At 58.9% G+C, this 26,424-nt stretch carries 20 protein-coding genes; 13 read left to right on the top strand and 7 right to left on the bottom strand.

Features of this window, described 5'->3' with window-relative positions:
* Positions 1 to 3: 3 nt before the first annotated feature.
* Positions 4 to 915, bottom strand: coding sequence for a prephenate dehydrogenase/arogenate dehydrogenase family protein (locus HWX74_RS01655; RefSeq protein WP_176011873.1), 912 nt, complete (start codon positions 913 to 915; stop codon positions 4 to 6).
* Between the two features lie 294 nt (positions 916 to 1,209).
* Between HWX74_RS01655 and HWX74_RS01650 the strand changes: the two genes are divergently transcribed.
* The 9 genes from HWX74_RS01650 to HWX74_RS01610 all read left to right on the top strand — a co-directional run bounded on the left by HWX74_RS01650 (position 1,210) and on the right by HWX74_RS01610 (position 11,145).
* Positions 1,210 to 2,574, top strand: a complete 1,365-nt coding sequence (locus tag HWX74_RS01650; protein ID WP_176011872.1) for a type II secretion system protein GspD — start codon at positions 1,210 to 1,212, stop codon at positions 2,572 to 2,574.
* Positions 2,575 to 2,580: 6 nt separating this feature from the next.
* Positions 2,581 to 4,101: an efflux RND transporter periplasmic adaptor subunit gene (locus tag HWX74_RS01645; protein WP_176011871.1), complete on the top strand. Its 1,521-nt coding sequence runs from the start codon at positions 2,581 to 2,583 to the stop codon at positions 4,099 to 4,101.
* Between the two features lie 5 nt (positions 4,102 to 4,106).
* On the top strand, positions 4,107 to 4,841 hold the full coding sequence (locus tag HWX74_RS01640) for an ABC transporter ATP-binding protein (protein WP_176011870.1): 735 nt from the start codon (positions 4,107 to 4,109) through the stop codon (positions 4,839 to 4,841).
* Positions 4,838 to 6,115, top strand: coding sequence for an ABC transporter permease (locus HWX74_RS01635; protein WP_176011869.1), 1,278 nt, complete (start codon positions 4,838 to 4,840; stop codon positions 6,113 to 6,115). The genes HWX74_RS01640 and HWX74_RS01635 overlap by 4 nt, the downstream gene beginning before the upstream one ends.
* 93 nt (positions 6,116 to 6,208) lie before the next feature.
* Complete coding sequence (gene galE, locus HWX74_RS01630; protein ID WP_176011868.1) at positions 6,209 to 7,180, top strand: UDP-glucose 4-epimerase GalE; 972 nt, start codon at positions 6,209 to 6,211, stop codon at positions 7,178 to 7,180.
* Complete coding sequence (locus HWX74_RS01625; protein WP_176011867.1) at positions 7,164 to 7,790, top strand: PolC-type DNA polymerase III; 627 nt, start codon at positions 7,164 to 7,166, stop codon at positions 7,788 to 7,790. The genes galE and HWX74_RS01625 overlap by 17 nt, the downstream gene beginning before the upstream one ends.
* 57 nt (positions 7,791 to 7,847) lie before the next feature.
* Complete coding sequence (locus HWX74_RS01620) at positions 7,848 to 9,194, top strand: flippase (protein ID WP_176011866.1); 1,347 nt, start codon at positions 7,848 to 7,850, stop codon at positions 9,192 to 9,194.
* Positions 9,191 to 10,099 carry a glycosyltransferase gene (locus HWX74_RS01615; protein ID WP_176011865.1) on the top strand — a complete coding sequence of 303 codons (909 nt, stop codon included), beginning with the start codon at positions 9,191 to 9,193 and terminating at the stop codon, positions 10,097 to 10,099. The genes HWX74_RS01620 and HWX74_RS01615 overlap by 4 nt, the downstream gene beginning before the upstream one ends.
* A gap of 2 nt (positions 10,100 to 10,101) precedes the next feature.
* Positions 10,102 to 11,145 carry a glycosyltransferase family 4 protein gene (locus tag HWX74_RS01610; RefSeq protein WP_176011864.1) on the top strand — a complete coding sequence of 348 codons (1,044 nt, stop codon included), beginning with the start codon at positions 10,102 to 10,104 and terminating at the stop codon, positions 11,143 to 11,145.
* Between the two features lie 12 nt (positions 11,146 to 11,157).
* Here HWX74_RS01610 and HWX74_RS01605 read toward each other — a convergent pair whose 3' ends face one another.
* From HWX74_RS01605 to HWX74_RS01585, 5 genes are all read right to left on the bottom strand, one after another.
* Complete coding sequence (locus HWX74_RS01605; protein ID WP_176011863.1) at positions 11,158 to 12,255, bottom strand: ABC transporter permease; 1,098 nt, start codon at positions 12,253 to 12,255, stop codon at positions 11,158 to 11,160.
* 1 nt (position 12,256) lies between these two features.
* Positions 12,257 to 13,369, bottom strand: a complete 1,113-nt coding sequence (locus tag HWX74_RS01600; RefSeq protein ID WP_176011862.1) for an ABC transporter permease — start codon at positions 13,367 to 13,369, stop codon at positions 12,257 to 12,259.
* Positions 13,366 to 15,090 carry an ATP-binding cassette domain-containing protein gene (locus tag HWX74_RS01595; protein WP_176011861.1) on the bottom strand — a complete coding sequence of 575 codons (1,725 nt, stop codon included), beginning with the start codon at positions 15,088 to 15,090 and terminating at the stop codon, positions 13,366 to 13,368. The genes HWX74_RS01600 and HWX74_RS01595 overlap by 4 nt, the downstream gene beginning before the upstream one ends.
* Position 15,091: 1 nt before the next feature.
* Positions 15,092 to 16,084: a secretion protein HlyD gene (hlyD, locus tag HWX74_RS01590; RefSeq protein ID WP_176011860.1), complete on the bottom strand. Its 993-nt coding sequence runs from the start codon at positions 16,082 to 16,084 to the stop codon at positions 15,092 to 15,094.
* A gap of 369 nt (positions 16,085 to 16,453) precedes the next feature.
* On the bottom strand, positions 16,454 to 16,924 hold the full coding sequence (locus tag HWX74_RS01585) for an LURP-one-related/scramblase family protein (RefSeq protein WP_176011859.1): 471 nt from the start codon (positions 16,922 to 16,924) through the stop codon (positions 16,454 to 16,456).
* A 215-nt stretch (positions 16,925 to 17,139) separates the two neighbouring features.
* Between HWX74_RS01585 and HWX74_RS01580 the strand changes: the two genes are divergently transcribed.
* Positions 17,140 to 18,765: an alpha-keto acid decarboxylase family protein gene (locus tag HWX74_RS01580; protein WP_176011858.1), complete on the top strand. Its 1,626-nt coding sequence runs from the start codon at positions 17,140 to 17,142 to the stop codon at positions 18,763 to 18,765.
* A gap of 53 nt (positions 18,766 to 18,818) precedes the next feature.
* On the opposite strand, the gene HWX74_RS01575 is transcribed toward HWX74_RS01580, so the two are convergent.
* Positions 18,819 to 20,165, bottom strand: coding sequence for an ADP-ribosylglycohydrolase family protein (locus tag HWX74_RS01575; protein WP_176011857.1), 1,347 nt, complete (start codon positions 20,163 to 20,165; stop codon positions 18,819 to 18,821).
* Positions 20,166 to 20,270: 105 nt separating this feature from the next.
* Between HWX74_RS01575 and HWX74_RS01570 the strand changes: the two genes are divergently transcribed.
* The 3 genes from HWX74_RS01570 (at position 20,271) to HWX74_RS01560 (ending at position 26,413) form a co-directional block, all read left to right on the top strand.
* Entirely contained in the window at positions 20,271 to 21,149 is an 879-nt protein-coding gene (locus HWX74_RS01570) for an AraC family transcriptional regulator (RefSeq protein ID WP_176011856.1), read from the top strand.
* A 208-nt stretch (positions 21,150 to 21,357) separates the two neighbouring features.
* Positions 21,358 to 23,838 (top strand): VWA domain-containing protein, encoded by a 2,481-nt coding sequence (locus HWX74_RS01565; protein ID WP_176011855.1) that lies wholly within the window; start codon positions 21,358 to 21,360, stop codon positions 23,836 to 23,838.
* A 34-nt stretch (positions 23,839 to 23,872) separates the two neighbouring features.
* Complete coding sequence (locus HWX74_RS01560) at positions 23,873 to 26,413, top strand: BatD family protein (protein WP_176011854.1); 2,541 nt, start codon at positions 23,873 to 23,875, stop codon at positions 26,411 to 26,413.
* The last annotated feature ends 11 nt before the right edge of the window (positions 26,414 to 26,424 follow it).

The following is a 26,424-nucleotide window of genomic DNA, read 5'->3' as shown; positions in this document are numbered from 1 at the left end:
GCATTACCAGTTGCAGTTGTAGTTGTCGTTTTTGTATTTGATCCAGGCGTCCCGCATCGTTTTGCTTTCGGCGAACTCCGATTCGAAGCGGTCGAAATCGCCTTGTTCGATCATCTTGCGCAGTTCCCGCCAGTAGCGTTCGAACGAATCCATCGAATTGAGGACTGCCGGTCGATTGTTTTCGATGATTTCCCGCCACATCGCCGGCGACGACGAGGCGATGCGCGACGTGTCGCGGAAACCGGTCGCGCAGCCGGAAAATCGCTGTTCCTTTTCCGCGGCGTCCGGGCAGCCCAGCACCGCATGGGTGAGCGCCATCGCCAGCAGATGGGAGATGTGGCTGGTGTGGGCCACCAGAATGTCGTGCGCCTCCGGTGCGATCCGGTGCGTCGTCGTGCCGATCGCCTGCCAGAATTGTTCGACCAGGGTCAAGGCTTCCGGATGGCTCTGCGCCGTCGGGGTGACGAACACTTCGGCATGGGCGTACAAGGTTGGAAACGCGGCGCTCGGCCCGCTTTTTTCGGTGCCGGCCATCGGATGGCTGCCGATAAAACGGCTGCCGTGCGCCGCCAGCAGCGGTTCGAGCGCCGCGACGATGACGCCTTTGACGCTGCCGATGTCGGTGACGGCGGCGCCGGGCCGGAAATGGCCGGCATGGGCCCGGCCGAATTCGATGATTGCCGGGACCGGCAGGCAGAGGATGGTCAGGTCGGCCCGGCTGAGAAGGCCGTCCGGTTCGGCCGCCGCGTCGTCGAGGATGTTTTCGGCGACTGCCCAGTCGCGGATTTCGCGCCGGCGGGTCCAGCCGGTCAGCCGGACCGGCAATTGCCGCGCCGCCATCGCCAGCGAAGTGCCCAGCAAACCGAGTCCGATGACGGCGACGGTCCGTCCGGAGAGTAGATTATCGTTCATCATTCCAATTTTTTCTGCGTGGTTGGAGAATCATACCGGTGTCTAAAAAAGTTTTGCAATGCCATACTATAATCCGGCAATGGAGATTTTGTAGTCAAAAAAAACGGTTTTTTATCATTGCAGACGATAAAGCGGTTTGAAAAAAGTTTTTCCGGTATTATTATCAAATTTATATGTATTTTCACGTTGTTGCTAATCCATTATGAAACACGGAGTTGACAATCGGTCATGAGTTCCCGGGGTAACAAGACGAGCAGGGCGGTTTTTCGGTCGAAAGTTTGGTTGGCGGCATTTTTGATGCCGGCGTGTTGCTGGGCAGCGGAGGAGGGGATTCCGGACTTTGATGCCACCACTTCGGAATCCAAGACGATCGTCCGGACCGAAGCGGATGTCGAGCAGGGGCAGCGCAATGTCCAGTCGGTTTACGAGCAGTTGGAGGCGCTGTTGACGCCGGCCAGCCTCGATAAAAAAATCTTGAAGCAGCGTGAAAATGTTCAGCCTTACCTCAAAGTCATTCCCAATGCCGACGGCACCGATCTGCAGGAGGCGACGTCGACGTTGATCTATCAATGCCGCTTTACCGATGCGGCGGAGTTGGCCAAGAGCGTCGAGAGCCTGGTCGACAACGGCTACGTCGAGAGCAATCCGAGCCAGAATATGCTGGTGCTGAAGGAAAAAAGCAGCCGGATCAACGAAATCAAGGAAGCGGTGCTGGCGATGGATATTCCGGCGCCGCAGGTGCTGGTGGAAGCCAAGGTCGTCGAAATTCTGTTCAACGACGGCATGCAGCGCAACCTCGGCGTGATGTTCAACCAGGCCAAGGAAGGCGAGACCGGCACCGGCAGCCCGACCGATTTGAACTCGTCGCTGGGAGCGTCCACCAGCGTGCTCGGCTCCAATGCGCCCAACCAGGGGGCGATGATGGACTGGTATCCGTACGTCAACGGCAAGGAAAACATCAAACTGTCGTTCCAGTGGCTGCTCAATGCCCAGGACGCCAAAATCCTTTCGTCGCCGAATATCGTCGTGTCGCGCAATCAGGATGCGACGATCAACACCGGTCAGGACATCCCGATCCAGACGTTGCAGACGACCGCCTCCGGCAACCAGGTGGCCACCACCTTTAAAAATGTCGGTGTGACGCTGAAGGTCGAGCCGAAGCTGATCGACGGCAACACGGTGTCGCTGGTGATTTATCCGCAGGTTTCCAACGTGCTGCAGTACCAGAAGGTGACGCAGGGGACGGATGCTTCCGGTAACGCGATGAGTTTCCAGGTGCCGGTCATTTCGGTGCGCAGCGTCAAAACCGAGCTGACGATGGAGTCCGGGCAGGTGGTGATGATGGGCGGTCTGTACAGCAACCGCGAGGTGCTGATGCAGGAGCGTATTCCGTTCCTGAGCGACGTGCCGTACATCGGCGAACTGTTCACTTCCAAGAGTCGCACCAAGGAAATCGTTCAACTGGTGTTCGTGCTCCGGGTGCATATCATCCAGCCGGATGAGACGGTGGCCGGCATCCTTTTCGATCCGGATGCGCTGGCGGCGGAGAGCGAGAGCATCGGCAAAATGCTGCAGGGACCGCCGACGTTCCCGGTAATTCAATCGACGATCGAGCAGGTCGACGACGAATTTATCAAAAATCCGACAACCGAGGCGGAATGAGCAAGGATGAATAAGGCGAAGATAAAAAAATATCTGCTGCCGGTGGTGGTTCTGCTGCTGGTCGGCGGCGGAATCTACGGTTACTGGCTGTGGCGGGGGATGCAGAAAGCGTTGGACGCCGCCGCGACGGACGCGCAGAATTCCAGCGGGGTGGTCGACCGGACCTATGTGGTGAAGCGCGGCGACCTGACGCTGGGGCTGACGTTGAGCGGGACGGTCAACGCCCGGGAGAAATACCGGCTGTCGCTGCAGGCGAACTTCAATACCAAGTTGCTGTCGGTGGTCGATGAAAACAGCATCGTCAAAAAAGGCGATGTGCTGGCCGAATTCGAAACCGATACGCTGAAAGAACGAATTGACGACCTGAAGATCGAGTTGGAAAATCTCGAAAAGGATCTGCTGGTCGAAAAGGAAGCGGAACGTATTCTGGTCAGCAGCAACGAGGCGGCGCTGCGGTCGGCCCAGGACCGGGTGGTTCAGGCCGAGGACGCTTTGCGGAAATACCGCAAATTCGAGCGGGCCGAACAGCGCGATTCCCTGGAGCTGGCCATTCAGAATGCCGAAACCAAGGCCAAGGAGGCGAAGGATTCCTACGATACCCGGCAGGTGGAAATCATGCAGGCCGGTTCGGTGGACAAAGAGGTCGAGGCGGCGAACGAGAAAGAGCTGCGCAATCTCGAGGATGCGCTGGCCACCGCCCAGAACTCGTTGGACAAGGCGGAGACCAACCGCAAGGTGTTCAAGCGTTACGATCACCCGACCAAGCTGAAAACGTTGGTCAACACATTGGATCAGGCGGTGCTGGACCTGGAGAAGACCCAGGTGTCCAATGAGGCGAATCTGATGCAGAAGAAGCGCTCCATCGACAACCTGAAAGTCCAGATCAGACGGAAAACCAGCGACCTGGAACGGCACAATTCCTATCTGGAACAGATGAAGCTGGTGGCGCCGGTGGATGGCGTGGTCATTTACGGCGACCCGGACCGCCGCTGGGGCAACGAGGATATCAAGACCGGTATGGATGTCTACAAGGGCCGGGTGCTGATGACGATTCCGGACATGGGCAATCTGCTGGTCGATTTCGACCTGCCGGAGCAGTTCCGGGCGAAGGTCAACGTCAAGGACAAAGTGGTGATCACGCCGGATTCGCTGCCGGGGATCAAGGCGCCCGGTTCGATCGAATCGATCGACACGCTGCCGGTGCCGCTGATCATCTGGGATGCCGCGTCGCCGAAGATCTACAAATCGCGCGTCGTGCTCGATGAGCAGAATCCGGCCCTGGTCAACGGCATGAGTGTTCAGGTCGATGTGGTGACCAAGGTGATTCCGCAGACGCTGTTTGTGCCGGTTGAGGCGGTGTTCGAGGACAAGGACCGTTATTTCGTCTACAAGTATGTCAGCGGCAGTCCGGTGGAAGCCGATGTGAAGATCGGCGAGTCGAACAACAATTTCGTGCAGATTACCGAAGGGATCGAGGAAGGGGACATCGTCTACCTTTACCGGCCTTATCAGAAGAAACAGGAATAGCGCCGATGGCATTCGATAAAACCCGCATCGATTACGACGATCCGATCGTCCAGTTGATCGATTTGCGCAAAACCTATGATACCGGATTGCTGAAAGTGCCGGTGCTCAAGGGAGTCAACTGCAAGGTTTGCCGCAAGGAGTTCGTCGGCATCATCGGCACGTCCGGTTCCGGCAAGTCGACGCTGCTCAATATTCTGGGCATGCTCGACGTGCCGACTTCCGGCAAATACATTCTGGAAACGATTGAGGTCAATAAACTGACCGACGTCGAATTGGCGACGATCCGCAACAGGAAGATCGGCTTCATCTTCCAGAGTTTCAACCTGTTTCCGCATCTGACCGTCGAGCAGAATATCGAAGTGCCGATGATTTACGGCCGGATTGCGTCGCGGGTCCGCCGGGCGCGAGCCCGTGAATTGGCCGAGCGGGTCAAGCTCGGCCACCGGCTCGACCACCGGCCGACCCAGCTCTCCGGCGGCGAGTGCCAGCGCGTGGCCATCGCCCGCGCCTTGAGCAATCAGCCGGCCTTTCTGCTGGCCGACGAGCCGACCGGCAATCTGGACGAGAAGACCAGCGGTGAAATTATGAAGCTGTTTCACGAACTGAACGAGAACGGCATGACCATCATCATGGTGACCCACAACCCGGCGTTGTCCGACGAGTTTCACCGGGTGGTGCGGCTGCGCGACGGCCAGGTGGCCGAGCGGTTGCCGGAAGAGGAAATGGCGGTGCAATCATGATGCTGGTGCACGACCTTTTCCGGTTGTCCTTCTCCAATCTGCTGCTGCACAAGGTCAGGTCGGTGCTGACGTCGCTCGGCGTGATTTTCGGCGTCGGCAGCGTGATCGCGATGCTGGCGATTTCCGAAGGCGCCAAGCGCAAAGCGTTGTCGCAGATCGAGGCGATGGGCATCGACAACATCATCGTGTCGTCGAAGAAGCCGCCGCTGGAGGGCAAGAACGAAGCGTCGCAGTCCGGGCAGGGATTGTTCGATGAACCTTACGGCTTGAATGCCGTCGATTTGAGCAACATCAGCCGGATGGACAACGTGCTGCGGGTGACGCAGGTGCGGGAAGCCCGCAAGAAAATCCTGCGCGGTCTGACCCGGCTGGATTTGAAGCTGGCCGGCGTCGGCATGAATTTTCTGGAGGATTCCGGTTCGATGTTGGAGCAGGGACGCTGGTTTTCGGCATCGGATTTCAAAAATTACACCAAAGTTTGCGTCATCGGCAAAAATGTCAAACGGCGGATGTTTCCGCTGGGGACCACCGATGTGATCGGCCGGCATGTCGTCGTCGAAGGCGACCGGTTCCTGATTGTCGGCGTGTTGGACAACGACCGCGGCACCCAGTACCCGGAAGTCGGCAACGTCAACGACATCATTTATATTCCGATGACGGTGTCCGACGCATTGTACAAGAATTACGCTTATCTGGTCGATGGCTGGAATGTCCGTATTCAATTGATCGAGTTCGACGTCTTCGTCGTCAAGGTGCGGGATATCGCTTACATCGACGACACTTCCAAGCGGATCAGCGGTTACCTGACGAAAACCCATTCGGCGACGAAGGACTGGGATATTCTGGTGCCGCTGGATCTGTTGAAGCAACGAGAGGCGACCCAGAATATTTTTACGATCGTCATGAGCTCGATCGCGGCGATCTCGCTGATCGTCGGCGGCATCGGCATCATGAATATCATGCTGGCCAGCGTCTTTGAGCGGCGCAAGGAGATCGGGACGCGCCGGGCGCTCGGCGCCCAGAAATCCGATATTTTGCTGCAATTTTTAATCGAGACGGTTTTTCTGACTTCGCTGGGCGGCGTGCTCGGCATTATCGTCGGGGTTGGGATTTCACAACTCATTACCATTTACGCGGATATGCCGACGGTATATTCCTGGTGGAGTATTGTGCTGTCGCTGATTATTTCCTCGCTGGTCGGGGTGGTTTTCGGCACTTATCCGGCCTGGAAAGCGGCGCAGCAGAACCCGATTACCGTTTTGCGGGCTGAATAATCCGATTCGGATGCTATATTAAGGAAATGAAAAATGTGCCGGTTGCATTCCAAGTAAGACGGGCCGGCCGGCCAATCAATAGGAAATGAGAATATGAAAGTTTTAGTTTGCGGCGGCGCCGGCTATATCGGCAGCGCCTGTGCCGAATATCTGCTGGACCGGGATCACGAGGTGGTGGTGTTCGATTCGCTGGTGACGGGCCATGAGGATGCGGTGGATGAACGTGCCGATTTTGTCTGCGGCGACCTGGCCGACCGGGAATTGATCATCCGGCTGTGCCGGGAGGAGAAATTCGATGCGATCATGCATTTCGCCGCTTTTTCGCTGGTCGGCGAGTCGATGCAGGATCCGTCGAAATATTTCCGCAACAATCTGGCCAACGGCATCAATCTGGCCGATGCCGCCGTCGCCGGCGGAGTGAAGACGATCGTTTTTTCCAGTACGGCGGCGACCTTCGGCCAGCCGGAACGCGTTCCGATTGCCGAAGGCGACCGGCAGGAGCCGATCAACCCGTACGGTGAATCCAAGCTGTGCTTCGAGAAGGTTTTGAAGTGGTACAACCGGATTCACGGTATCAAATACGCGGCATTGCGTTATTTCAATGCCGCCGGTGCGACGGAGAAATTCGGCGAAGACCATCGGCCGGAAAGCCATCTGATCCCGTTGATCCTGCAGGTCGCCGCCGGCAAACGGGACAAGATCATGGTTTACGGCGACGATTACGACACGCCGGACGGCACTTGCGTGCGCGATTACATCCATATTCTGGACTTGGCCCAGGCGCATCTGCTGGCGCTGGACGCGCCGGAGAGCGGTCATTACAATCTGGGTACCGGCAATGGCTTGAGCGTCAAGGAGATCATCGAGGCCGCCCGTCAGGTGACCGGCCAGCCGATTCCGGTGGAGATCGCGCCGCGCCGGCCGGGGGACCCGGCGAAATTGATCGCCTGTTCGGACCGGGCGAAAGAGCTGTTGAAGTGGACTCCGCAGTACGAAGATGCCGAAGCGATCATCGCGTCGGCCTGGAAGTGGCGGCAGAAATATCCGGATGGCTACGAACGCTGAATTTCCTGTGCCGGATGGTTGCGGCGAAGCGGCCGGGGCGAAGGCGCCGCGCTGGCATTCGCTCGGGCCGTTCACGGTTTTCGACCTGGAAACGACCGGCATGAGCGCCGTTCATGACCGGATCGTCGAATTGGCGGCGGTTCGGATCGAGTTGGACGGGACGATGACGGCGTATCAGTCGTTGGTCAATCCCGGCCGGCGGATTCCGTACGGTGCGGCAGCCGTCCACCATATCACCGATGAAATGGTGGCGGCGGCGCCGGGATTCAGCGAGGTGGCCTATCGGTTCCTCGAATTGGCGGCCGGTTCGACGCTGGTGGCGCACAATGCGCGGTTCGATTTGTCGTTTCTGCAGGAGAGCCTGGCGCGTTGCGGTCTGCCGCTGTGGCAGGGGAAAACGATGGATTCGCTGCGGCTGGTGCGGCAGACTTACAAGGGATTGCCGAGCTACAGCTTGCAGAATTTGCGCCGGATTTTCAGGCTGGAAGATACGCTGGAAGGAATGCAGGCGCACCGGGCCGGGGCGGACGTCGCCTGGACGGTGCAGTTGCTCGGGAAGGTGCTGGACGAACTGCTGGTGCGCGAAGCGGCCCGGCTGGGACGGCTTTGAAGCGGAATTTCGGCTGACGGAGTGGCGGCGTCTCATGCAATTTTCAGAAGCGGCCGAATGTGGCGGGGAGTCCAGTTGAAAGAAAAGGTGGTGGCATTTTTTACCCGGCTGCTGCGGCAGGTCGGTTTCCGGCAGTACGGCGTCAACCTCCTGTGGCTGTTTGCCGAAAAATTTCTGCGGATGGCGGTCGGATTCAGCGTCGGCACCTATGTCGCCCGGCAATTGGGCACGACGGAATTCGGCGTCCTGAGCTATTCCCTGAGCTATTGTGCGATCTGGGGCGTCATGTGCGGTTTGGGATTGGAACCGGTTGTCGTACGGGAGCTGGTGCTGCGCCCGGCGGCGCGGGACCGGATTCTGGGCAGCGCCTGGCTGTTGAAGTTTGCCGCCTGGCTGCCGGCGTTTCTGATCGTCGGCATTCTGATGGCCGTTTCGAAACAGGATTGGGAGACCAAAAGCCTGATTCTGCTGTTGATGGGCGGTTATTGCAGCCAAACTCTGCTGGTGTTGGATTCCTATTTCCAGGCGAAGGTTGAGAGCCGTTATGTCGCCATTGCTCAGATGACCGCTTTGCTGGCGATGTCGGCGGTCCGGTTGTTGCTGGCTTGGAACAACTGTCCGGTCATCTGTTTCGCTGCCGCCGAGGTCGGCAATATGGTGCTGACCCAGGCCGGATATTGTTTTTTCTATTATCGCCGGGTGCGGCAGTGGTCCTGGTCCTGCCGGTGGGGAGAGATGGGTTATCTGCTCCGCCAGACCTGGCCGTTGTGGGTTGCCGCCACCGCTGGAATTAGCGCGATGCGCATCGATCAGGTGATGTTGAAAAATATGCTCGGCGATTCCGAAGTCGGCTGCTATATGGCGGCGGTCCGGCTGGTGGAAATTTTTTATTTTGTCGGCATTGCGCTCAGCGGGACCCTTTTTCCGCCGATCCTGCAAGCCAAACGGGATTCGATCGATGGTTATCAAAGGCGGTTGAAAGGTTTTTTTTCATTGCTGTTCTATCTGAATCTGGGACTGGTGCTGGGCATGGCCTGTTTGGGCCATCTGGCGATCGGCTTGTACGGGGCCGCCTATGCCGCCTCCTATCCGATTTTCATGATCTATATCTGGCGCATTCTGTTTTGCGCGATGGGAGTGGGAGGGAGCAACTATTATCTCAGTGAGAATCTGCAGCACTATTCGATGTGGTTTTCCCTGGTGGTGATGGGGTTGAATGTTCTCTTCAATTATATCCTGATCGGACGTTTCGGCGTGCTCGGCGCGGCGGCGACGGCGGTGCTGACCAATTTGATCGCGGTCTATCTGCTGCCGCTGTCATCCAGGACGACCCGCCGGTTGGCGGTTTTGCAACTGGCGGCTCTGGACCCGCGGTGGCTGTGGCGCTGGAGGACGCAGAGATGAGAAGGTTCGCTCCGATTGTTCTTTTCGCCTATAAACGGCCCGGCCATTTGCAGCGGACGCTCGAAGCCCTCCGGCGGAATGCGGAAGCGGCGGACAGCGAATTGATCGTTTACGCCGATGGCGCCAAAGGGGACGCCGACGCCGAGGGGGTGCGGAAAACCCGGCTGCTGCTGCGGGAGGTGCCCGGTTTCCGGCATGTCCGGGTGGCGGCGTCTCCAGTGAACCGCGGTCTGGCGGCGTCGGTGATTGCCGGTGTTTCCGAAACATTGCGGGAATGCGACCGGGTGATCGTGCTGGAGGACGACATGGTTTGCGCCCCTTATTTCCTGCGTTTCATGAACGAAGCGCTGGAGCGTCTGGCGGAGGACCGGCGCATCGATTCGATTCACGGCTATCTCAGCCGGCTGGAGGTGCCGCTGCCGGATTGTTTCCTGCGGCGCGGGGCGGATTGCTGGGGATGGGCGACCTGGCGGGACCGGTGGCAATGGTTCAATCCGGACGCGACGGCCCTGCTGGCGGAGCTGCGCCGCCGTCATCTGACCCGGGAATTCGATTTGGGGGGCTGTTATCCTTATACCAGAATGTTGCAGGCGCAGGCGGCCGGGAAAATCGACTCCTGGGCGATTCGCTGGCATGCTTCGACCTTCCTGGCGGGAAAATTCTATCTGCAGGCCGGCCGGCCGCTGGTGAGGAATATCGGCGTCGACGCCAGCGGCGAACATTGCGGCCTGGAATGTTTTTATGACACCGAGTTGTGGCGGCAGCCGTTGGCATTGGATGAAAATCCGCCGCTGGAAACTGCCGAAATCGCGGCGGCCTATCGTCGGTTCTACCGCCGGAACCTGCCGACTTTCTGGCAGCGTGTCCGCCATAAGCTGATGCGCTGTATTGCCGGGAAACGCTGAATATGGAACGGCGCGTTGATTTTTTCACCCGTTATGACGCGGCCGGCGCTTCGAGCCGTTACCGGTTCTATTCGTATGCGGCGTACTTGCGGGAAATCGGCTGGGAAGTCCGACTGGAGCCGTTCTTTCCCGCCGGTTACCTGGCACGGCTCTACCGCGGCGGCGGCAAATCGAAATTGGCGGCGGCGCGGGCGTTGGGGCGGCGGCTGCCGCAGGCGCTGGTGACGAAAAATCCGGCGGTCATCGAATATGAACTGCTGCCGTTTCTGCCGTACGGCCTGGAAAAAGTTTTCCTGCGCAACCGGCGTTATGTGCTCAATTTCGATGACAACGTCTGGGAAAAGTACCGGCGGATCGGCTGGCTCCATGATAAGTTCGATTGTTTGGTAAGCGGATCGGCCGGGGTGATTGTCGCCAACGAGTTTCTGCGTGAGCGCGTAGCTCCGCTTCATACCCGGGTCATTAAAATTCCGACGGTGGTGGATTTGAACCTTTATCCGGTCGGGTTGGAGAAATTCCGGGAATTCACCGTCGTTTGGATCGGTTCGCCGGCGACTTATCCTTATTTGCAGCAGGCGTCGGAAGCGCTGCGGGCGATGGCGCGGCAGGTGGCGTTCGAATTGCTGATCATCGGCGGCCGGCAGTTGGCGGCCCGGCCGGTCGAGGGGGTGAAGTGCCGCTATGTCGACTGGTCGGCGGCGACGGAAGGGGAACTGCTGGCCCGGAGTCATGTCGGCATCATGCCGTTGCGCGACGAACCTTTCGCCCGCGGCAAATCGGCCTTCAAGCTGATTCAATACCAGGCGGCCGGCCTGCCGTCGATCGCCAGCGACGTCGGTGAAAACCGGCAGGTGGTGCAGCACGGTTGGAACGGTTTTCTGGCGTCGGCGCCGGAAGAGTGGGCGGCGGCGCTGCGGACGCTGGCGACGGAGCCGGCCGTTTATGAGGCGCAGCATCGGGCGGCGTTGGGCCGTCGCCGGGAGTTTTCGCTGGAAAAATATCAGCCGGTCTATCGGCAGTTTCTGGAAGAGACGTTATGGCCGTAAAGGTTCGGGCGGTCAATCCAGTTTTTTCTTGAAGAACCAGCCGGCGAAGGCCAAGCTGGCGACGGTCAGCGACAACAGCGGCCAGATGCAGTTCCAGGCGATGCTCCACGGCATCGCTTTCAGAAAAATTCCTTTGATCAGCACCAGAAAATGGCGCAGCGGGTCGAGCAGCGCAAGGTACTGCAGCCATTGCGGCATATTTTCCACCGGCGTCGCATACCCGGAGATCAGCACTGCCGGCACTGTGAAGACGAAAGCGCCGAGAATCGCCTGCTGCTGGGTTTTGCACAGCGCGGAGATGAACAGGCCGACACCGGTTACCGAAGTGATGAAAATGACGATTCCCAGATAAAACAACAGCAGCGAACCGACGAAAGGCACTTTGAAGCACCAGACGATCGCCAGAAACATGCCGGTTGCCTGGGCCAGGCCGATCAACAGTGACGGGACGGTTTTGCCGATCAGGATTTCGGTACTGCTCAACGGCGACACCAGGATTTGGTCGAAGGTGCCGAATTCCCGTTCCCGGGCGACGGACAAGGCCGGAATGGTGATGCCCATGACCATGCAGAGGATTCCCAGCAGGGAAGGAAGGGTGAAATATAGATAGTCCAGATTGGGATTGAACCAGTTGCGGACCGCCGGCGGCTGGATTTGCTGAACCGGCTGGAGCTGCCGGTTGTAATTGGTGATGATCGTGCTGGCGTAACCGCTGACGATTTGAGCGACGTTGCTGCGCCGGCCGTCCAGCAGCAGTTGTACCGAAGTCGGCGTGCCGGCGGCGATTTTCCGGGAGAAATCCGGAGCGATATTGAGAACGATAACACCCTGCTGATCGTCCAGAAACGACTGGATTTCCGCTTCATTTTTCAGGAAGAAGAGCTGTGTGAAGGACGGTGAATTACGGAAGGATTCGATCAGTTGGCGCGATTCGGCGCCGGTGTCGCGATTCAGGATGCCGATGGTGATGTTTTTGACTTCCAGGGTCGAGGCGAATGAAAACACCACCAGTTGCAGGATCGGCGGAACGATGATGATGATCCGGGTTTTCCGGTCGCGCAGCAGGATTTGCAGTTCCTTGATGATCAGGGTTTTGATGCGATACCACATGTCAGTCGAGCCGCTTTCCGGTTTTCACGAACGTCAGGCCGAACAGAATGGCGCCGACCGCCGCCATCAGCAGCAGGTTGGGCAGCAGGATGGCGCGGATGTTGCCGACCAGGAAGAGCGCGTGGAGGCAACTGATGAAATATTTGGCCGGAATTGCCTGGCACAGCCATTGAATGACCGTCGGCATCGAGCTGATTTCAAAGAGGAAGCCGGACAGCATCAGAGAAGGCATGAAGGCCGACAGGAAGGCGATCTGACAGGCGACGAATTGGTTGCGCGCCGTCGTCGAGATGAGCAACCCCAGCCCCAGCGCGGTGAACAGAAATACCGCTCCGGTCAACAGCAGCAGCAGGAAAGAGCCGCGGAACGGCACCTGGAAGAGCAGGATGATCGCCGCCACCGACAGAATCAGCGACACCATGCCCAGCAGAAAATAGGGGATCAGTTTGCCGAGCAGCAATTCGCTGCGGGTGACGGCGGTGCTCAGCAACGCTTCCATCGTGCCGCGTTCCCATTCCCGGGCGATGACCAGCGCCGTCAGCAGGGTGCCGATCAGCGTCATGATCAGCGCCAGGGCGCCCGGCAGCAGGAAATTACGGCTCTCCAGTTCCGGATTGTACCAGACGCGAATATCGGCGTCGACCGGCGGAAGCTGTTCCCGGCCGCTCAATTTCTGCTGCTGGGCCAGCCAGTTGCTCCAGACGCCGAGGCAATAGTTGCGGACGAAGGTGGCGGTATTCGGCTCGCTGCCGTCGGTGATGACCTGCAAGGCGGCGTCGCCGCGCTGCAGCCGGGCGCTGAAATCGGCCGGAATGATGAACAAACCGCGCAGCGAACCGGCGATAAGAGCGTCCTCCAACTGCCGCCGGTCGGTGGCGGTGGTGATGTCGAAATCCGGATTGTTGATGAAGGCTCCGGCCAGTTCGCGGGCCGGGGCGGTCTGTTCCTCGATGACCACCCCGAGCCGCAAATGGTTGATGTCCAGGGAAACCGCGTAAGTGAAAATAAAGATCAGCAGGATCGGCAATACCAGCGCGATCAGGATGCTGCTGGGGTCCCGGATGATCTGGTAACACTCCTTGCGGATCAGGGCGTTCAAACGGGCGGGGTTCATAGCGGGTGCTCCCGGTCGAATTGTTTCACCAGGGCGATGAAGGCGTCTTCGAGCGTCGGTTCCGGCAGTTCCAGCGTGGTGATCCGCTGTTTCAATTCGTCCGGTGTGCCGTCGGCGATGGCGCGGCCGCGGTAGATCAGGCTGATCTGGTCGCAATATTCCGCTTCATCCATGAAGTGGGTGGTGATCATGATCGTCACGCCCTTTTCGACCAGATGGTTGATGTGCGTCCAGAATTCCCGCCGGGTGACCGGAGAGACGCCGGAAGTCGGTTCGTCCAGAAAGAGCACCGCCGGCTGGTGCATGACCGCACAGGCCAGCGCCAACTGCTGTTTGATGCCGAGCGGCAGTTCTCCGGCATTGGCTTTCAGGTAGCTGTTGAGGTGAAAGACTTCGACCATCCGGCGGATGGCCGTTTGCTGCGTGACGCCGCGCAAGCCGTAAATGCCGGAGAAAAATTTCAAATTCTGCAGGACGTTCAACCCTTCGTACAACGAGAATTTCTGCGCCATATAGCCCAATTTCCGACGGGCGGCGGCCCCGGAACGGGCCAGATCGGCCCCGTCGATCGACGCGCGGCCGGCGGTCGGTTTCAACAGCCCGCAAAGCATTTTGAAGGTCGTGGATTTGCCGGCGCCGTTCGGGCCAAGCAGGCCGAAAATCCGGCCGCGCCGGATGGAAAAGCTGATCCGGTCGGCGGCGGTAAAATTGCCGTAGCGTTTGGTCAATTGTTCGGCGGCGACGATGGCGGCGTCATCGCCGCCGATGGTTTGAAACTGGTCGGCCAGAGCGGAATTGCCGCCGGGGCCGCCGCCGAGCAGATCGATGAAAGCGTCCTCAAAACGTGGCGGAACCCGGGTGAGCGCTTCGGCCTGCGCGGCAATTCCGAGGCTCTGCAACGTCAGCGGCGGCGCTCCGGCGCCGGCGACCAGCCGCAAACTGCTGCCTTGAATGACGCCGTCGATGATCTGCGGGTGATTCAGCAGGTCGCCGAGCAGTTTCCGGCGGTCGCCGGCAATCCGCCGCACCTGGTAGACGCGGCCATCCAGGCGGCCGGTCAATTGGCCGGGCAGTCCGTCGAACAGCAGTTTCGCTTCATTGAGCAGGAGTACCCGGTCGCATTTTTCCGCTTCGTCCAGATAGGAGGTCGACCACAGCACGGTCATGCCGCCTCGCATCAGGCTTCTGACCATCTCCCACAAATCGCGTCGGGAAATCGGGTCGACGCCGACGCCCGGTTCGTCGAGCAGCAGCAGCTTCGGCTTGCCCAGCAGGGAACAGGCCAGTCCGAGTTTTTGCTTCATGCCGCCGGACAGGTTGCCGGCCAGCCGGTCGGTGAAACGGGTCAGATCGGTGAATTCGAGCATTTGCCGGAACAGTTTTGGTTGTTCCGTGACGGTGACGTCGTGCAGTTTGGCGTAAAGATTCAGGTTTTCCTGAACCGTCAGATCTTCATAGAGGCCGAACTTCTGCGGCATATAGCCGAAAAAAGCCGGTTGCGTTTTGCGCAGTTCCATCACGCTCCGGCCTTCGAGGCGGATTGTGCCGGCATCGGGCCGCAGCAGGCCGGTCATCAGCCGCAGCAGGGTCGTTTTGCCGGCGCCGTCCGGGCCGACCAGGCCGGTCAATTGGCCGCGGGGAAGCTGGACGGTCAAATCGGAAATCGCCGGCTGGCCGGCAAAGCTTTTGTCCAGACCGGAAATTTCAACGATGGAATCCATGTCAATCGGCCCGTTTGATCTGGATGGTCACCGGCATGCCCTGCAGCAGGCGGCCGTCCGGATTGTCGACGACGATCCGCAGCCGGTAGACCAGGTCGGTGCGCAGGGTGGCGCTTTCGACGCTCTTCGGGGTGAATTCCGCCACTGGCGAGATAAAGCCCAGTCTGCCGGAAATCGGCTGTTCCGGGTCGGAGTCGTTGTAGATGGCCACCGGCATGCCGGGCCGCAGCCAGCCGAGTTCGGGCTCCGGCACATAAGCGCGCACCCAGACCGGCGAATGCAGTGTGATCGTGAAAATGCCGCTGCCGGCGCCGACGATGGCGCCGGGCTCCTGGATGCGGGTCTGGATGATGCCGTCCGCCGGAGCTTTTAACGTGCAGTCGGCCAGATCGAAGGCCCGGCTGTTGACGACGGCCCTGGCTGACAGTACCTTGGCTTCGGCTGCCTGAATTTCTTCCTGCCGGAAACCGCTCCGGAGCAATTGCAGATTGGCGCGGGCCAGCGCCAGTTGAGCGTCGGATTCGTCACGCTTGGCCAGCGATTGGTCGAATTCGCGCTCGGAAATGACTTTGGTATCGATCAGCTCCGCGTCGCGGCGATGCTGGGCGACGGCGTTTTTCAACGTCGCTTCGAGGCTTTTTACCAATGCTTCGGCCCGTTCGATTTCCTCGGGGCGGTTGCCGTTCTGCAGTTTGGCCAGATTGGCCTCCGCCTGGGCCAGGTCGCCTTGAGCCAGGTGCAATGCCGCCCGGTAACCGGTCTGGTCCAGGGTGGCCAAAACCTGCCCGGTCTTGACTTCGTCGCCTTCATCGACGGTCATCGACTCGATGCGTCCGGGCACCCGGAAGCCGACGGTGACCTGCCGGGTGTCGACGTTGCCGTACAGCGTCAGCCATTCCGACGGCTTCCGATGGGCTTTATATTGCCGGTAACCGAAAAATGCGCCGGCCGCCAGCAGCAGAATTACAATAATCCAGATGATCTTCTTTTTCATCGGTCGCTCGTGTTTTTTGTCATTATCGTTGTTAGAAAAATAGCATAAAAACGCTGATTTGTCCACGCCGGAGTTAAAGTTTTTCGACGCTCCCCCCGGCTGGGCTTGCTCTCGCCGGCACGCGCCGGCGAACGCGAGTAACGTTCACGAAGGCGCTTGGCCAGCACTCCAGAAACCGGTTCGGAGTGGAGCCGATTCGGAATCAGATAGGGCGTGCACTGATCAGCAACCCCGGCAGGCAATGCGGTGGGAAGAGCCGGTAAAAAGGAAAACCGACACTTCTGGCAATTTTTAGATCCGCCGGTCATTCACATAAACCGGTTGCCGCGGATTGCAAATTCGTCGGAGGCTGAACGGACTGGGAGAGCACTATTTATTCTGTCCGCATTTGACCGCGTCGATGGCGAGGGCGACGGCCAGGGCGCTCAAGGCGTCCTCCGGATGTTTGAGGTCGATTTCATAAGTGTCGGTGAATTGCCATAGCCGTTTGTGGAGCGACGCGACCGTTTCCGCGCCGGAAATGCGGTAATTCCATTCGAGCCAATCGCCGATGATTTCCCAGTTGCGGAAATCCAGCGTGAACCGCGGACGGAACAGCGTGAATTCCTTGGTCAGCACGCCGGCTGCTTCCCCGGCGATGGTAATGTCGAACCGGGGACGCAGAAATGTCAGCAGCCGTTCTTTGACCATGCCGAGTTCCCGGTCGTCGTCGGAGAAAATTTTCAGGCAGTGTCCCCAGGCGAGGACGCCTTTTACGGTAAAAATGCGCGTCCCGTTTTCGTCAAAGATATCGTAACTGTCAAGCCAGGAGAAAAAACGCTGTTTGAACAATAATTTCATCGGAATGCCTCGCGGTTTTCCGATACCGTATCGGCTTTTGGGTGGAAATACAAGTCTTCCGATGGAAAATCCAGCCGGAAAACATTGCCGTTCGAAAGGAACGGCTGCCGTATTTGACAAACAGCTCGAACGGATTTATACTTGTAGTGATGGAGGAAATTGCTGGCGTTACAGATCGTTTGTATCCGGAAAAACCAAAATGAGGAGTGGAAAAAATGTCGGTTACCATTGTCGAGTATTTACTGAAACAGTTGAAGGCGTTGGGAATACGTGATATTTTCGGCGTGCCGGGCGATTATGCGTTTGCAATCGATGACGCAATCGAAAATGAACCGGAATTGCGCTGGATCGGCTGCTGCAATGAACTGAATGCCGCCTATGCGGCCGACGGTTACGCCCGGATCAGAGGAATGGCGGCGCTGTGCACGACCTTCGGCGTCGGAGAACTTTCGGCCATCGGCGCGATTGCCGGCGCCTTTGCCGAACATTTGCCGATCATTCATCTGGTCGGAATGCCGTCCAGCGACAGCATGGCCGACCGCCGGGTCATTCATCACACGCTGGGCAGCGGCCGGTTCGACATCTATGCGAAAATGGCCGCCAGGGTGGCTTGCGCCTGGACGGTGTTGACCCCGGACAATGCGGTCCGGGAGATCAAGCGGGTATTGACTGCGGCGCTTTATGAGCGGCAGCCGGTCTATCTGGCTTTGCCGCTGGATTATGCCCAATGCCGGATCGAAGCGGAAATAGCGCCGTTGACGCTGCCGAAAAGCGATCCGGAAGTGCTGGCGACCGCCTTGAAACTGGCGTCGGAGAAGATCAATGAAGCGAGCAATCCGGTGGTGCTGCCCGGCTACCTGGTGCAGCGGCTTCGGCTCGAGGAACCGCTCTACCGGATTCTGGAGTACGGCAATCTGCCGTTTGCGACGATGATGATGGACAAAGGGGTGCTCAACGAGACGTCGCACCGTTTCCTCGGCTTTTATGATGGCGAGCTGTTGCCGGGAGTGGTGCACGACCGGGTGGAACATGCCGATTGCCTGATCAACATCGGTGCGCTCTGGAGCGATTTCAACACCGGTAATTTTTCGGCGAAGGTATTGAAGGACAAGTTGATCGTCGTCGGGTTGCATCAGGTGAAGATCGGCGATGTCATCTTCCACGAAGTTGAAATGGCCGATTTCGTCGACGGCTTGGCGGTATTGCTGGAACCGCACGAACTGGCTTTCGCGGAACGGGGAGAGGAGGGCGGTTGGGAGGAGTCCTACGCCGATTGCGTCTACCGGCAGTTGGCCGATTTCATCGTTCCGGGCGACATTCTGGTGGCGGAAACCGGCACGGTGGCGTTCGGCATGATGACGGCCAGATTGCCGCATGGCGTTCCCTTTGTCAATCAAACGTTGTGGGGGGCGATCGGCTGGGCGACGCCGGCCGCTTTCGGGGCGGCGCTGGCGGCGCCGGAGCGGCGCACTATCCTCCTGACCGGCGAGGGTGCCCATCAGCTCACCGCCCAGGAGGTGTCGCAATTCGGCCGGTTCGGGCTGCGGCCGTTGATTCTGGTGGTCAACAATGACGGTTATCTGATCGAGCGGCTGCTGGATCCGGATCCCGACCGCCGCTACAACGATTTGCCGCGTTGGGATTATCAACTGTTGCCGGCCGCCTTGGGCTGCCGGGAGTTTCTGGTCGGGCAGGTGCATTCGAGCCGGGAGTGGGAGGCGGTCCTGGCGCGTTTGAAGCACCATGACGGCGGCGCCTACATCGAAATTGTCATGTCAAGTCGGGATGTCCCGGAAATGGCGCGCCGGCTGAAGGCATTCCAGCAGAAATACTACCGGTGAAGCGGCCGCGCCCGGCCGTTTGCGGCGGACAGGCCGCGGCCGGGCGCGTTTTTTCAGTTGAACTTGCGATAGAGTGCCGCGGTCCGTTCCGCCAGGGCGCGCATGGTGATTTCCTGAAAACCGAAAACCAGCGGTTTGACCAGATCGTGCAGCGGCTCCAGCAGTTTTCCGCCGAAATTCCGGCGGCCGTGCACTGCCCCGACGATCGAACCGACCGTCGCGCCGTTGCAGTCGGTGTCCTTGCCGGCCATCACCGCAATGCAGAGCGAACGGTCCGGATTCATTCGGCCGTAATACAGCGACATGATGACGATCAGCGCGTTGTTGATCGTATGCACCGGATGCATTGCCGCGTAACGTTCGTTGAGTTTGACCATGAAGTGTTCGAAGGTCGGACATTCCGGCAGCCAGTCCAGCGCTTCCCGGACGGCGGCGGCGAGGCGGCAGTTGGCCGGAATTTCCGAAAGACCGATTTCAACGAGCCGCTCGAAATCCGTTTCGACGAAAGAGGCCGCGATGATCGCCGCCATCATCATTTCGCCGTAAATGCCGTTGGCGACATGGGTCCAGGAGGCGTCGCGCCAGGCGTATTCCGCCGCCAGTTCCGGGTTGCCCGGATTGATGTAACCCCAGAAGTCGGCCCGGATTTGCGCGCCGATCCATTCCCGGTAGGGGTTGTTGAAACGGCGGGTGAATTCCTTGGTGGCGGCGCTTTTTCGCGCCGTATCGGCGCGCGTCCGCCGCAGGTTGTAATTGAGCACGGCCTGGGTTTCGGCGGTGCAGATCTGGTTGTAGGGCAATGAATCGTTCCAGGTGTCGGCGACGTTGTTCCATTGAAAATCCCTGCCGTACTGCTCGAGAACCTTGAGGCCGATCAGCGTGTAATGGATGTCATCGTCCGGCCCCATGCAGTCGATATTTTCCCGGACCGACTGATGGTTATAGACCCAGCTGTCCGGTTCCAGGCCGCGCCGGCTGATGTACTCGGTCAACGGCCAGTCGCCGATTTTCTGGAGATATTCCTTGATGGCCGCGTCCGACCAGCCTTCGACCACCTGACCCAGGGCGCAACCGGCCGAGCGGCCGCTCCAGGCGCCGTGCCAGCGGTCGATCAGTTCCGCTTCGGTCAACTGCAGCACCAGTTGCCGCGGACCGGCCGGCCGTTCGCGGCGGATGTCCGCCAGGTCATCCGGCTCGACGTAGGGATAGTCGGCGGAACGCTCCAATGACTGTAATTCGTCGTAAAAATGCTGCAGGGAATCATTGTAGGCATCGTAGACCGGATGCAGTGCTTCGATGCGCGCCTTCAACGACGGAGGCACCGTGTAGCCGCTTTCCGACAATTGAACCAGTTCCAATTTCAGCAAATTCAGCGGCGTGTCATAACCGGCGATCAACATTGTGTGCAACCCTTTCTGTTGGTATTTGAATACTGTATAATATAGTGTATTTTAACTTTAAAAACATCTTACATTCAATCATAAACTATGCAGAAACGACCAAATATGCCGATTGTTTTCGATGCCGTCGCGTTGAATGCCGATTGGCCGGTCAGAATTATCGCATCCGACCGGCAGGATGACCGGCCGATCGACTTCCTGCACGCCCACTCCTTGCCGGAGTTGGGGTACTGTTACGAAGGGGCCGGCATTTTCATGATCGACAATCGGATGATTCCGTACCAGGCCGGCGATGTTTCTTTGATCGACGCCCGCCAGTTGCATCTGGCGCAGAGTTTGCCGAATTCCTGCAGCCGCTGGGACTGGATTTACGTCGACCTGCCGAAACTGTTCTGCCGGCTGACCCGTCAAACTGCGCTGAGCAACTTTCATTTCTGCTGGCGGGCGGATTTCCCCGGCATCCTGCCGGCGTCGCGCTATCCGGCGATCAGCCGGCGGCTGCGGCAGATTGCGGTCGGCATGCAGGAGGAGCACCGTTACCGGTGGGAAAAGACTATCGCGGAATTCTGCCTGTTGATGATCGATCTGCAGGCGCTTTTTCCGTCGTCGCCAGAAACGCCTTCCCGGCAGATTTCGCCGGAGCTGCTTGAGCGGCTCAGCCCGGCGCTGCATTATCTGAACGGCCACTATCATGAGAATTTTCAGGTTTCCGACCTGGCCAGGTTGTGCAATTTGAGTGAAACCCATTTCCGCCGGCTTTTCCGGCGGTTTACCGGCGCTTCGCCGCTTGGCTATCAGCGGCAGCTTCAGTTGGCCGGCATCCTGGCCCAACTGGCCGACCGCAACCGGTCGATCGGCGAGATCGCTTTCGGCAGCGGTTTCAATTCGCTGTCCAGCTTCAACCGCCTGTTCAAGGCGGCCGTCGGCTGTTCGCCGCGCGAATGGCGGCAGCGCAACGCTTGTGATGTCAACTATTGTTTGTAATCGGGCGCCGCCGGGTAAATTCCGAAAAAAAGTTGAAAAAATTGAACGCTGAAATGTTTTGCATGTCTAGCATTCATATGCTACATTACCGGTAGAGGATAATGTAATTTGAATTTCACCGGTTTTTCTCCGGAAGCGTTTTTTTGGCGTCTGCGGGATGGAAAGGCCGATGGAAGACAGCGCTTTCAAAAGCAGGAGAAAAACGAGAATGAATTTTATCAACGGCTATGTATTCTGGATTCTGCCGTTTGTGCTGGCGGCGATGGTCATCGTTTATTTTCATGCCAATACCAGACGGCGGGCGGCGCTGAAAATGGTAACCGGCAACCGGCCCGAAGCGGCGGCGTCCGTTCATCTGTCGGAATTCAAGCGGGGATGGCGTTTCGTCCTGTTGCTGGCGGTCATCGCGCTGCTCGGCATCGCCGTCGCCCGGCCGTGGTGGGGACAGCGCCTGATTCCCTATGAAAGCAAAGGGCGCGACCTGCTGTTCGTTTTCGACGTTTCCAAGAGCATGTTGGCCACCGATATCGCTCCCTCCCGGCTGGCGCACGCCCGGATGCTGGTCAATGATCTGGTTCAGAAAACCGGCGGCGACCGTTTCGGTTTGATCGCTTTTGCCGGTACGGCGTTTCTGGAGTGTCCGCTGACTTCGGACAAAACCAGTTTTGAACAATATATCAACGAATTGTCGCCGGACAGCATTCCGGTCGGCGGCACCAATCTGGAACAGGCGTTGAATACCGCCGTCGCGGCCTTCGATGCGGCGGAGGGCAATCACCGCGCCATCATTCTGATTACCGACGGCGACGAGTTGTCCGGCGATACCGGCCGGTCGCTGGCCAAACTGAAGGAGCAGGACATTCCGCTTTTCGTCGTCGGCCTCGGCGATCCGAACGTGCCGGCGCTGGTGCCGGAGTCCGGTGCCGGCGCGACCGTATTCAAACGCGACCGTTCCGGCGAACTGGTCAAAAGCAAGCTCAATGAACCGCTGCTGGAAAAGATCGCCCTGGAATCCGGCGGCATCTACGTCCGCAGCACCGTGACCGACAATGGCGAACAGACATTGCTGAGCGCGATCCGGAAATTGACGCCGGATACGGTCGGCAGCGGCGAACGGACTCTGCCGATCGAGCGGTTCCACTATTTCCTGCTGGCGGCGCTTGTGCTGTTTTTCCTCTATCTCTTTCTTTCCGAACGTCCGAACAAATATCATTCTCCCGGAGTGGCGGTATGGCTGCTGCTGGGAGTTCTGCCGTGGATTGCGGCGGCGGCCCCGGCGGCGGAAACGGCATTGCCCGGTGCGGCGGAGCCGGAAGCTGCCGCGGAATTGCCGGCCGGCGAATTGCTGCCGGCTTCGGCGGTCGAAGCTTACAACCAGGCGTTGGAGTTGCAGAAGAACAGTTCCAAAGATGCGATAAAATTGTATGAGAATGCCATCAACGCCGCCGACAGTCAGCCGGTGGTTCGCCAGCACTCTTTCCACAATCTGGCGGTGGCGGAACACAGCCAGGCCCGTCGGATTCTGGAGACCGTCGCCCAGCAATTGAAGAGCGAAGATCTGGATGGTTCTTTGAAATCGTTGTCGGAAGCCGCCCGGCAGTTGGACAAGGCGGAAGAGCTGTATGTAAAATCCCTGAGCATCAAACCGACCGGACCGGTGACGCCGGAGCAGCGGCAGGAGTGGCAGGAGGTGGAAGAGCTGACCGCCCGACAGCAGCAGCAGTTGCTGGATGACCGGGAAAATATCGAAAATTTGAAAAAAGCGATTGAAGAGCTGAAAAAACAGCAACAGGAAGCGCAGCAGCAGACGCAGCAGGCGCAACAGCAGAACCAGCAGCAGCAAAGTCAGGACCAGCAGCAATCGCAAGAGCAGAACCAGCAGGACCAGCAGCAATCGCAAGAGCAGAATCAGCAACAGCAGCAAAATGCTGATAATCAGCAAAGTCAGGACCAGCAGCAATCGCAACAGCAGAACCAGCAACAGCAGCAAAGTCAGGACCAGCAGCAATCGCAACAGCAGCAAAATGCTGATAATCAACAGCAGCAAAGTCAGGACCAGCAGCAAGGCGCTGATGACCAATCGAATCAGGACCGGCAGGACTCTCAAGATCAGCAGTCCCGACCGGATCAGCAAAATGCCGAACCGCAAAATCAGCAGCAGGGTGCCGAGCAATCGCAATTGAACGATGCGATGCAGCAGGCGCAGGAGGCGGTGAAGGAACTGCAGAAGCAGGCGGAGAACCTGCAGCAGCGGACTTTGCAGGAAAATGCCCGGCAGGCGGAAGAGAATCTCCGGGAAGCGGAAGCGGCGCAACAGCAGCAGGATTACCGCAGCGCCGATGAAAAATTGCAGGAAGCGTTGCAGAAGCTTGGTATGAACCAGGAGGATCAATCCGAGTCCCGGCAACAGGAACAGGAGAAGAAGGAATCGGAGGACGGCAGCGGCCAGCAACCGCCGGAGCCGCCGCAGCCTTCGGAAAATAATCAGTCCGACCAGCAGTTGCCCCAGCAGCCCGGCACGGAAGCGGCCGGCCAGGCCGGTTCGGAAGAAGAGCCGCCGGAAATCGATCCGGCGCAGGCCAAGGCTATTCTGGAAATGATGGCCCGTCAGGAACAGGAATTGCGGGACCAGATCAAAGCGGCCCGCCAACGGGCGGGGCGTTTGCAAGAGGTTGAGAAGGACTGGTAAGAGATCGTGTTTACAGAACAGGAGCGGTTATAAAGTGAAAATTATCTGGTACAGTTTCATTTTTCTGCTGTTGCTGGCGGTCGGCCCGCTGGCCGGCGCGGCGGGAGTGGAAGTTTCGGTCGATACTCCGGAGGTCATTGTCGGCGGGCAGTTTTCTTTGACGTTGAAAACCGAAAGCCGCGAGCAGCCGGTGCTTAACAGTCAGCCCGACATCGCCAATGCCCGCTGGCTGCCGGGCTATTCCAGTTCGATGCAGTTGGTCAACCGCAACGTCGAATCTTCGGTCAGCTATCATTTGCTGGCGACGGCGGCGGGCGAGATCGTCATTCCGCCGCTGGAGGTCAAAGTCGGCCGGAACTCCTATCTGACCGAGCGGATCGTCGTCAAGGCGGTGCCGGCGGCCGAGGTGAAACTGCCGGAAGAAGCCGATGCCCAGGGGGGCGCCCGTTCCGTCAAGGACAGCGTATTTGCCAACGCCCGTTTCCTCAACGACCGGACCGTGTTTTACGTCGGCGAGGAGATTCCGCTGGAGATCAACGTCTACTACCGGCAGCCGCTGGAACTGCAGTTGACCAGTTATCCGCAAATTCAGTTGGACAAGGCGGTTTTTCACGATTATGCCAATTTGAATCCGGAAGATTCCCGCTTTGCGCCGCCGCAGCAGGGCACGGCTTCCATTCAGGGGCAACCGTTCGGCGTCTACCGCTTCCGCACCGCTTTCCGGATGATCGGCGCCGGGGAATTCCGGCCGGACATCACCGTTTCCAGCGTGATTTTAATCCCCAATCAGAGCCGCAGCCGCGATCCCTGGGACAGCTTTTTCGGCAGTTCCTACCAGCGTTACCCCTACGATATGAATGTCGATTTGCCGGCGTTTACCGTCAAGCCGCTGCCGGCCGCTCCGGCCGAAGTGACGCCGCTGGGGTTGATCGGCGACTGGAAGATCGACTATCAACTTTCCAGCGACACGTTCCGGGTCGGCGAACCGGTGACGCTGACCGTGACCTTGAGTGGTGAAGGTTCCCTGGACAATTTGTCCGCCCCGGGGTTGAAAATTCCGGATTTCCGGGTGTATCCGCCGGAAATCCTTCACAATACCCGTTCCAACAGCAGCATCAGCCAGGGGACGGTTCAATACACTTTCATTCCGTTGAAAGCCGGTTCTGCCGTGTTGTCGGTCAATCTGGGCGCATTCAACATTCAGACCGGCCAGTACCAGCAATTTCCGTTCACCCGGACGTTGAATGTGGAGCCGGCGGCGCCGGGCGCCGCCGGCAGCAGCCATGTCAGTACGGCGATCGAGATGCCGGAGGCGCCGCTGCCGGCCGAACCCGCCGCAGCGCCCAGGCGCAGCGGCATCCTTTACTTGAAGCAGCAGCCGGGCGGCAGCGTTTATTTGCCGCTTTACCGCAATTATCTGTTCAGCTATACGCTGATTTTTCTGCTCGGACCGGTCATTTTCGGCCTGGTAGCCTGGCGGCGGTTCCAGCAGCAGAAACTGGCGGCCGACCAGGGGGGCCAGCGCCGGATGCTGGCCCGGCAGCGGCGCAGTGCGCTGCTGCGCAAGCTGCGGCAGACCCCGGAAGCCGATTTGCCGCAGTTCGTCAACGCCGAAGTGGTGCCGTTCCTCAACGACTATTTCGATTTGCCGCCGGGGACTGCTTCCGGCGAGCTGGCTGCCAAATTACAGAATCAAGAGCTGGCTTCCTGTCTGAGCGCGGCGGAGAACTCCAGTTATTTGCCGGGCCATTCGGCGGCCGCCGGGGTCGACGGGATGCGGGATAAGCTGTTGAAAGCGTTGAAACATTTTACCGTCTGGGCGGTGCTGTTCGGCGCGCTCGGCGTCCAGGCCGGGACGCCGGCGGAGTTCACCGATGCCTTGACCGCTTACGACCGCGGCGATTACAATCAGGCGGCCGGTTATTTCCGGCAGGAGCTCAGCCGTCAGGCGCCGCAGCCGAACCTGCTTTACAACCTGGGTTGTGCGTTGTGCCAGAACGGCGACTATGCGGAAGCGCTGCTCGCTTTCGAGCAGGCGAAATTGTTGGCGCCGCGCGATTCGGCGATACAGGAGAATCTCAATTTCGTCCGGCGCAAACTGTTTCTGCCGGAAACCGGCCAGATCACCAATCCGAAGGAGCTGATCGTTTATTGGCGCGACCTGCTGCGGCCGGATCAGTGGCTGATGGCGGCGACTGTTTTCTGGAGTGCGGCGTTTCTCTTTCTGCTGCTGCGCCGCCGGATCGGACCGGGGAAATTTTATGTGTTGCTCGGCATGCTGGTCGTTTTGATCGGGCTGTGTTTGACGGCGGCCAGCTTCCAGCGTTCCGGCCCGTACAATCCGGACCGGGCGTTGACCATTGCCGCGCATACCAGATTGCGGAGTTTGCCGAGCGAGACGACCGGCCAGGTGGAACAGACTCTGCCGGCCGGAACGCCGCTGACCATCCTGGAAAGCCGGACGGATTATTACCGGGTCCGCACCGTCAACAACGCGGAAGGATGGGTGAATACAACCGATATTTCCCGGATTTTCAATCCGCGCCAATTGACGTTGCCGGATGTGAAAAAGTAATGCCGCCAGCA

The organism is Victivallis sp. Marseille-Q1083 (genome assembly GCF_903645315.1).
GTDB lineage: Bacteria > Verrucomicrobiota > Lentisphaeria > Victivallales > Victivallaceae > UMGS1518.
Note: the sequence above shows the minus strand (reverse complement) of the source record. Positions and strands in the feature narration are given on the sequence as shown.